At 65.9% G+C, this 9,279-nt stretch carries 4 protein-coding genes; all 4 read right to left on the reverse strand.

All coding sequences use genetic code 11. From position 1 onward, the window contains the following. Positions 1 to 65 precede the first annotated feature (65 nt). Complete coding sequence (locus tag AC1AYX_RS10300; protein ID WP_476503394.1) at positions 66 to 992, reverse strand: sensor histidine kinase; 927 nt, start codon at positions 990 to 992, stop codon at positions 66 to 68. Between the two features lie 11 nt (positions 993 to 1,003). Then, positions 1,004 to 1,429, reverse strand: a complete 426-nt coding sequence (locus tag AC1AYX_RS10305) for a hypothetical protein (protein WP_476503395.1) — start codon at positions 1,427 to 1,429, stop codon at positions 1,004 to 1,006. Between the two features lie 233 nt (positions 1,430 to 1,662). Beyond that, entirely contained in the window at positions 1,663 to 2,691 is a 1,029-nt protein-coding gene (locus AC1AYX_RS10310) for a Gfo/Idh/MocA family protein (RefSeq protein WP_476503396.1), read from the reverse strand. A gap of 135 nt (positions 2,692 to 2,826) precedes the next feature. Continuing rightward, positions 2,827 to 8,832, reverse strand: coding sequence for a beta-1,3-specific beta-L-arabinofuranosidase (locus tag AC1AYX_RS10315; RefSeq protein WP_476503397.1), 6,006 nt, complete (start codon positions 8,830 to 8,832; stop codon positions 2,827 to 2,829). Positions 8,833 to 9,279: the final 447 nt, after the last annotated feature.

Below are 9,279 nucleotides of genomic sequence, written 5' to 3' on the forward strand. Positions count from 1 at the left end.
AGCCGCATGAAACCATCGTCATAACGACGCCTGCGATTCCCGGACATGAGAAACCGCACCTCCAATCATCGAATCCGAATTACTTCAGTCCAACAATCAGGGTGCGGTTCAGCCGAGGGGGCTGTCGGCGAAGCCGACTGGGGGAGCGTCCGCCCCGTCTCCTCTACGAACGGCACGTGGACCCGCACCCGCCACACCCCGGCTTCCGCCGACACCGTCATGACGCCGCCGCACGCCTCAACACGACGTTGCAGCAATGCGAGCCCATGCCCCTGCGGCAATGCGACCGGAGTCCCGACGATATTCTGGTCAACGCTTCCACCCCAGCCGGCACCTATGCCCGACGGATTCCCCGCCTCATCCGTGTTCCCGGAACCGCCCATCGGATTGGTCTGCACGATGTCCACTCCCCGACCGGACGCGTCGACGTCCAACGTGTAGTTTCTGCCGCCCTCGCCACCATATCGGACGATGTTCGCCGTCAGCTCGCGCAGCACGGCGGCGACCACATCGGCGGTATCGCCGGTCCCCGTAATCCCGTCCTCGACATGCCCCGCACCGGAGTCCCCGCTCTCCCCCAATGCGACATCACCACCGCCGACATCGGCACCAGCACCGTCACCGTCTTCATCCTTACGCCCACCGCCGCCATCCTCCGCGAGAATGCGGATGATGCGGTGCACATGTTCCAGCGCCTCGCCCGCACGCGCCATGATGTCGGCGAACAGTTCACGCTGCCGTTCTGACGCGGCGTCCTGCATGCCGAGCCGTGCCATCAGACTGATGGAGGTGAGTTCGCCGCTGGTGGCGTCATGCAGTCGGTGGGCGACGTCGAGATTGCGCTCGACCTGCCGCACATGCATCGCCTGCCGGCGCAATGTGGCGAGTTCGGTCTGCCGGCGCGCCATCAGTCCGATGATGACGGCGGCGATGTACGTCGAGTTGAGCGGAATCAGCATGTTCAGGGCGATGCCGCCGCTCCACGTCGCCATCTCCAGCCATTTCATCCCGACGAGATAGCCGACACGCCGATGGTGAGCGGCACGCGCGCCCGGTAGGCGATGTATCCGAGCGCGATGGCGAGGCACCATCCGTTCGATTCCAGATACGGGTACGGCAGCAGCACGTCGACCGAGTAGGCCGCAATCGTCAGCACACTGGAGACGGACGGCGTGACCACGAACAGCGCGGTCGACGCGATGATGACGAGCTGCATCAGCAGTTTGGGCCATGCCCAATCCTGCGCGCCCATCAGTTCGACGCGCCACTGCGACGCGGACAGCGCCAGCGCCGCCAATGCGATCGGTACCGTCCAGCACCGCCATCCCAAGGTCTCGCGGATGCGCCGGCCGACCGAGCCCGCACCGCCGCCGGACCGAGTACCGCCACCGGCCGCACCGCCACCGGAACCGCCTTGTTTCGCCGTCATGGTCCGCTCCTCTCACGTCACCGTGCGATTACGCTTCCCAGCCTACGGCCGCGAATCCGCCGCCGGACCGTGCTTGTCGACTTCAGTCAACACGTGTTGACCGTCTGTCTCGCTCCCCGACTATCACAGTTCACTCCCCGACCATCACGGCTCGCTCCGAGGTTTGCCACGGAATAGTGCGACAAACCCCGGAGCGAGCCGTACGCATCCGGGAGCGAACCGTCCAGTTCCCCCTACTCCTCTTCCGGGTAGGTCATGTGCCACTGGTCGCGGCGAATCTCGGTCATCATGTCCATCACGTCGCGCGTGTAGCCGATGTGCAGGAGGCCCTCGACCTTCGCCGCGGCCTCATCGGCCGGAATCTCACCGGACAGGCCCGCCTCGTACGCGGCGATCGCGGCCTCCATGTCCGCGACCTCGTAGGCGAGCGCGTGCGCGGTCTCGCCCGCCTCGACTTCGCGCACCACGGCACCGGTCGTGTCGTGGATCGTGGCGCGTTCGCCGCGCGGATAGTCGAAGATCTCCACGTAGCCGTTCTCGAACGCGATGGTGCCGCGCTTCGGCTGCTTCGCGTGCAACGACAGCGTGATCGTGGCCATCTGCCCGTCCGGATTGGTCAGGAGGATGCCGGCCTGCTCGTCCACGCCGGTGGGTGCGGCCTTGACCTGCGAGACGATCTGGTCGGGCTTGGAGCTCATGAACCAACGCATGCAGGAGAGCGCGTACACGCCGATGTCGAGCATCGCGCCGCCCGCGAGATTGCGGTTGAAGAAGCGGTTGGCCATGTCGTACTCCTTGTAGGAGCCGAAGTTCATCTGGATGAGCTTGACCTTGCCGAGTTCGCCGCCCGCGATGATCCGGTCGAGCTCGCGGTACAGCGGCATGTGGTAGAGGGTCATCGCCTCGGCGAGCAGCACGTGGTTCGCTTCGGCGAGCGCGATCGCCTCGTCGAGTTCGCCGGAGTTGAGCGTGATGGATTTCTCGCACAGCACGTGCTTGCCGGCGGCGAGCGCCTTGCGCAGGAATCCGATGTGCGTGTTGTGCGGTGTGGAGATGTAGATGACGTCCACGTCCGGGTCGGCGAACACGTCGTCGATCTCGTCGTAGACCTTGCCGATGCCGTACTTTTCGGCGAACGCGACGCCCTTCGCGTGCGTGCGGTTCGCCACCGAGTACAGTGTGCGTCCGCCCTGTTCCAGCGCCTGTTCGAGTTGGTTGGCGATGACGCCGCATCCCAGCGTCGCCCACTTGAGTTCGCGCATGTCGGTTTCCTTCCACGTCGATGGTTGCCTGCGGATGATTACGCCCCGATTATAGCCGTGGGATGCGGAAGGGCCTCCGCACCCGGGTGAGTGCGGAGGCCCTTCGATCAGTGTGACCAGTCAGCCGGTCAGCCGCTACGCGCGGCGCTTGCGCCAGATGGTCAAACCGATGCCGGCGGCGGCCAGCACGGCCACCACGCCGAGCACGCCGGCCACGGCGGCGCCGGTCGAGGCGGTCACGCCGCCCAAGACACCGCCCAGGCCGGAACCGTTGCCGGTGCCCGGCTGTTCGGCGGCGGTCTTGGCGACGTTGACCGCATCCCAGATGAGCGCGCCGTCGGCGAACTGGACGACGAACTTGGTCGCGCCCTGCGCGAGGTCGGCCGGTACGGTGACGACCACCGTACCGTCCTCACCCACGGTCACGCCGGAGGCGACGAGCACCGTCTTGCCGCCCGCGATCGCGTACACGTTCACGGTCTTGCCGGCGAACGCCTTGCCCGCGTTGAGCGTGAGCTTGGCGCCCGGTGCGACGGAGTCGACGCCGATCAGATCGACGACCTTGTTCGCATCGGTCAGGTCCTTTTCGGTCGGAGCGGTCTGCTCGGGCTTGGAAGGCTGATCCGGCTTGCCGTCGTCCTTCGCGCTGACGGTCACCGCGACCGCGTCGGACTTGGTGTTGTCGACGGTGGAGGTGGCGGTGATGGTCGCCTTGCCGGCGGCCACGGCGGTCACCTTGCCGTTCTCGTCGACCGTGGCGACCGCGGCGTCGGAGGAGGTCCACGCGACGGTCTTCGCCGCGTCGCCGGTCACCTTCACGTCGGCGGTCAAGGCGGCGGTATCGCCGGCCTTGAGCGCCAGCTTGCCGTCCTTGACGCCGTCACCGGTCACGGTCACGGAATCGACGCTCGCCGCCGGCGGCACCGGCGTCGGGTCGGTCACGGTGATCTCGACCGGCGCGGACTCGACGCCGCCCGCGACGGCGACGACCTTGGCCGCGCCCGCCTTGACGGCGGTCACGAGCCCGGTCGCGCCGACGGTCACGACGCCTTCGCCCTCGGTCACCTTCCACGTGACGGTCTTGTCGTCGGCGTTCTCCGGCGTGACCGTCGCGTTGAGCTGCACGGTCTTGCCGGTTTCGAGCGCGACCTTGCCGTCCGCGACGCCGTCGCCGGAAATGGTGACGGACTGGACCGGAACGGCCTTGCGTACCAGCTTGACCGTGTAGGTCTTGACGGTGGTGCCGTCGGCGGCGGTCACCTTGACGAGCACGACGCCGTCGGCGATGGTCGCGACGGCCTTCGCGCCGGAATCGTTGACTTCGGCGACGACGTCGGACGCCTTGACGGCGGCCGGATCGTCGACGGTGATCGACGCGCCGTCCGCGGAGGCGGCGGCCTTGAGGTCGACCGCCTGGCCGGCGACGGTGAGCGACTTGAGCGTCGCGTCATCGGACGGGGCCGGGGTCGGCTCGTCGGTGTCCGGGTTGAACAGCTCGGCCGCGGTGAGCGCGCGGTTCCAGATCTGGAAGTTGTCGACCTGGCCGCCGAAGTACGGGTCGTCGTAGAACGACTTGCCGAGGTAGCCGGAGATGTCGGACGTGCCGATGAAGTCGGCGGCGGTGAGCGTGGTCGACTTGGTGGCGACGAGCGCGCCGTCGAGGTAGTAGTCGATGGACTTGCCGCCCTTGACGACCACGTCGACGTGCACCCACGTGCCCTTGGCCGGGGTGGTGCCGGCGAGCTGGGTCTGCGTGCCGTTCTTCGACGCTTCGACGCGCGTGTTGGAACCGCAGGAGACGATGTTCACCAGGTAGTTCTTGTTGTTCTGGCCGAGCGCCCACGGGTAGATGCAGGTGTTGTTGCCATCCCACTGGTAGTCGGCGGAGATGGTGACGTTCTTCTGGTCGGCGGTGATCGCGCCGGCCGGAATCTGCACGTACGGGGAGGCGGTGCTCTTGGCGCCGCCGGTCAGCGTGAGCGCCTTGCCGTTGTCGGCGTGGTCGGACGCGGACGCGCCGTCGTTGACGACCTTGCCGTCGAGCTTGGAGCCGGCGGAACCGCTGTTGGCGATCGTGCCACCCTTCGCAATCGTGTCCTTGTCGAAGGTGTACTTGAGCACCGGACCGGTCGCGGCGGGCACGACGGCGCCCTCACGCACGATCTGCACCGAGTAGTACACGGTCGCCTCGTGGTTCTGCGCGACGGAGGCGATCTCCACGGTGGTGACGTCGCCGTCGAGCGCGATGGCGCGGGCCTTCGTGTCGTCGATGACGATGCCGTTCACCTTCACGTAGGCACCCGGCTTGTTCACGCCGATCACGGCCTCGACGGACTTGGCGTCCGCCGGAACGGTGAGCGTGTACTGGTGCTTCGCGGCGTCGAACGCGGGCGCGAGCGTGCCGGCGCTGAACTTGAGGGATTCGAGCGACGCGTCGTCGGAGAGCGCCTTCGCGTTCTGGATGCGCACGCCGTAGACGCCGCCGACCAGGCCGCCGTTGGACTTGAACATGACGCGCACCTTGCCGTCCTTGACCTTCGCGAGAAGGTCGGCGGGCAGCTGCTGGACGTCCCAGTAGAACTCGGTGTTGCCGACGGACTGGGTCTTGCGCGTGAGCTTGACCGCGTTGGCGGAGAGCTCGCCCTTCGAGTTGTCGGCGACCGGGGTCGGGTCGACGTAGACGTCGAAGCTGCGGTTGTTGTCCGCACCGACGTACTGGACGCCGAGGTACTCGTCCTTGTCGGAGGAGACGGCGAGGTCGTAGCTGAACCAGCCGCCCGCCTTCGCGTCACGGTACTGCTTGCCCTGCCACGTGCCGGCGGTGGAATCGTCGGACTTGGCGGCGTTGTGGGCGAGCTCCTGCTGGAACTCGTTGTCGAACGCGTCGACCGCGTCGGAGACGAGATTCGCGTTGGCGGCGTCGTTCTTCTTCTTGAGGATGTTCTGCTGGTAGGCGTCGGAGTCGACCTCGGCCATATCCCAGTAGATCGCGTACGTGGTCTTGTACGTCGAGTAGTAGGGCTGCAGCGTGAGGTTCGCGGCGTCGCCGTCCACGTTGGCGAACTTGAAGCTCAGGGTCTCGCGGGCGCCCGTGTTCGGGTCGTCGGTGCGCACCAGGTTGCCGGACAGGCCGTCCTCCTTGATGCCCTTGAGCCACTCGGTCACGGTCTGGCCGTTGGTCGGGATGACCGCGGCCTTCGCGTTCGCGTCGGAGTCGTAGTTGGCCACGCGGACCTTCACGCCACCGTACGAGTAGTTCGTCTTGTAGTTGGTCTCGGTGAGCGCGCCGGCGAGCACGACCGGGCCGTACTGGAAGGCGACCCAGTTCTTGTTGTCGGCGGTGTCGATGGCCTGGAGCTTCGCGGGCAGCGTGTAGGCGATCTGCGTGCCGTTCTTGACGGCGACCGTCACCCAGCCGTTCTTGTCCTTGGTGAGGGCCTGCTGCTGGCCGTCGACGACGAGCTTGATGCCGGAGGCGATGGCCCAATCCGGCACGCGCAGCTTGAGGTTCGCGGAGCCGGAACCGGCCACGGAGAAGGTGACCGTGTCCTGCTTCGGGACGTTCGCGGTCTGCGTGATGGTCAGGTCATGGCGCTTGTCCGTGTAGGTGGACGACCAGAACATGTTCACGTAGACGTCGTTCTTGTCGGTGAAGTAGAACGAGTCGTTGAGCTTCGCGAAGTTCTCGATGCCCGTGCCCTGGCAGCACCAGTACTCGCCGATCGCGTTGCCGAACCACTGGGCGTCGTAGTCGGTTCCGGTCACGCCGAACACCTTCGGGTAGCCGGCCTTCATCGGCTGGAAGTACGTGGTCATGCCGGTCTCCGGGTTCTGCGAGGCCACGATCGCGTTGATGAACGTGTGCTCGTAGTATTCGGAGTACTTGGAGTCCTTCGTCACCTGGAACAGGAGGCGCGCGAGCTTGAGCATGTTGTACTCGTTGCAGGTCTCCACGGTGGAGAAGTTGCGGTAGCCGCCGTTCTGGTCGCCGTTCTGCGTGGCGTCATGCCACAGCTGGTCGGCCACGTGGAAGTGCTCGGACTGCGAGTTGCCGCCGTTCACATACGTATGGTCCTTCACGACGATGTCGAAGAAGTTCTCGGCCGCCTTGAGGTACAGGCTGGTGAGCTTGTCCTGCTCGTCCTTGGAGAGGCTGTTGTACAGGTCCTCGTCCTCGGTGTAGGCGACGTAGCGCTGCATGGCGCCGGTGAGCTTCGGAATCGTGGTGTTCGCGTGCAGACCGTTGAGGACGTCCTGGCCGTTGGCGAGCTTCTCGAACAGCGCGGTCTCGTCGAAGAGATGCGCGGCCTCGAGCACGGTCTGCTTGTCCTTCGCGTCGGCGATCTCGGCGACCTGGTAGAGGGCGTCGTTCATGCCGCCGTATTCGGTCTTGAGCATGTTGGTGGAGGCGTGCGCCTTCTTCCAGGCGACGACCCACTTGGCAAAGTCGACGGCGGACGCCTTGGCGGCGTCACGCGTGTCCTGGTCGGTGCCGTACTCGTAGGCGAGCACCATGCCCTGCTCCACCTTGTGCAGGTTGTAGAACGGGACGAGCAGTCCGCCGCCGCCGTTCGGCACGTAGCTCACCGGGAACGCGGGGAAGAAGCCGGCGTTGGTGGCGTCCTTCTTCGCGTAGGCCTCCTGCGCCTCGCGCAGGCCGGTGACGACCGCCTTGAGCTTCTCGGCGAGCTGCGCCTTCTGGTCGTCGGTCGCGAACGTGGAGCGCTGCGCCTGGGATGCGGCGGAGATCCAGTGGCCGACGAAGTGGCCGGTGAAGCGGGTCGGATTGCTGGTGCCGTCCGGGTTGCGGGAGGCGGACGGGCCGTTCTCCCAGCCGCCGTAGTTCTTCGCGCCCTTGGTGTCGAGGCCCGCGTTGGCGCGGAATTCGGTGAGCAGTCGGTCCGGCTCGAAGCTCAGGAGGTATTCGACCTCCTTCTTGCCCGCGTTCTGCAGGTAGGAGTCGGAGATGGTCACGTTCTCCATGCCCTGCTCGGACAGGTAGTTCTTCAGGTACTGGACGTCGTGGTCGCCGCCGTTCTCGGTCTGCGCCGGGACGGTCACGGTGAACGTCTTCGAGACGGCCGCCGAGCCGTAGCTCGCGGTCACGGTGATCTTCGCGGTCGCGTCCTTCTCGCCCACGGCCGGGCGGGTGACGACGCCATCGTTGGAGATCACGGATTCGTTGTCGGAGGCATAGGTGAGCGTCGAACCGTTCGCGGCGTCGGCGACGAAGGTGAGGTTCGCGGTCGCCTCGCTGGCGATGTCGACCTTGTCGAGCGCCGCCTGGGCGAGCGTCTTCGCGTCGAACTTGGCGTCACCCTCCTTGACGAGGTTCTCGACGTCGGCGGTGGTGGCGACGGTGCTGTACTGGCGCACCTCGTCGATCGTCGCGTTGAGCGAATCGGTCTTGTACTGGGCGCCGTTCCAGCCGAGGCCCTTCTCGTCCGCGGTGGTGCCGATCACGCCGGTCGCGCCGTCCGCGCCGTAGTTATAGGTGACTTCGGTGGTCTGCTTGACGCCGTTGCGGTAGATCGCGGCGGTCTTCGTGTCGGAATCGTAGGTGACGACGACGTTCGTCCACTGGCCGGCCGGGAAGAAGTCGTCGCGCGCGGTCGGCACGGAGATCATGTACGGCTGCTTGTTGGCGTTCGCCGGGCCGGCGGACAGCTGCAGCGCCTTGTTCTTCGTGGTGGTCAGGTACCAGCCGTCGCCGTACCATGCGGCCTTGTTCCAGGCGATGAGCTGCTCGCCGCTGCCCATCGAGCCGTCCGGCTTGAGCCAGAACGAGAACGTGAGCTTGCCGGACTGCAGGGTGTCGGCGGTGCTGAGGCTCACATGCTGCTTGCCGGTGAGTTTCAGGGCCTGGCCCTTCGCGCCGTCGACGTAGCTGGAGCCGTCGCCGACGATGGTGCCGTTGTTCTTGGCGTTGGATGCGTCGTTCGTGTTGCCGTCGAACGCGAGATTCAGCACGTTGTTCTCGCTGTTGGTGGCGGGGGCGATCGTCGATGTCGCGTCGGCGGCCACGGCGGTGCCCGCGGTCATCAACGTGAACACCATCGGCAGCGCGGCCACAGCCGCGACGCCTTTGCGCCACACGCCCTTCCCCTTCTGTTCGTTTCCGTGATTATCGGTAGTTCTCATACGCTGAGAGCCTCTCCTTCAATGCACTTCGTTGTTGTCGATTGTTATCGAATCGTTATCGAATCGCCCGCCGTGACAACCGCACACGAGCGCGGCGGCTCCTCTTACCGCCCGATCCGACGTTGTACCCGCATCGCTGCAGGCTGGGTGACGCCGTGCCCAAACCCACGAAACACAACGGTTTCGCGAAGCCTGCGCGCGGCATCACGGCACAGTCAAACTGCTTACAGCATTATATCGTTAGCGTTCACCGGGCGGAATGACGAAAGTGCGTGACAACGTTTTCGCACAACAGCGATGTGCGGTTCACACATGTCCGGGCACGACGCCCCCTCTGACGGGCTGAGCCGTGAAGCGGAGAGCCCGGTGGGCTCTCCGTAGGCGAAGGCGAGCGACAGCGAGCTGATATGAGGTCGGCCGTAGGCCGTCCTTGATTGCGGTCGGGCT

The organism is Bifidobacterium sp. LH_419 (assembly GCF_056356955.1).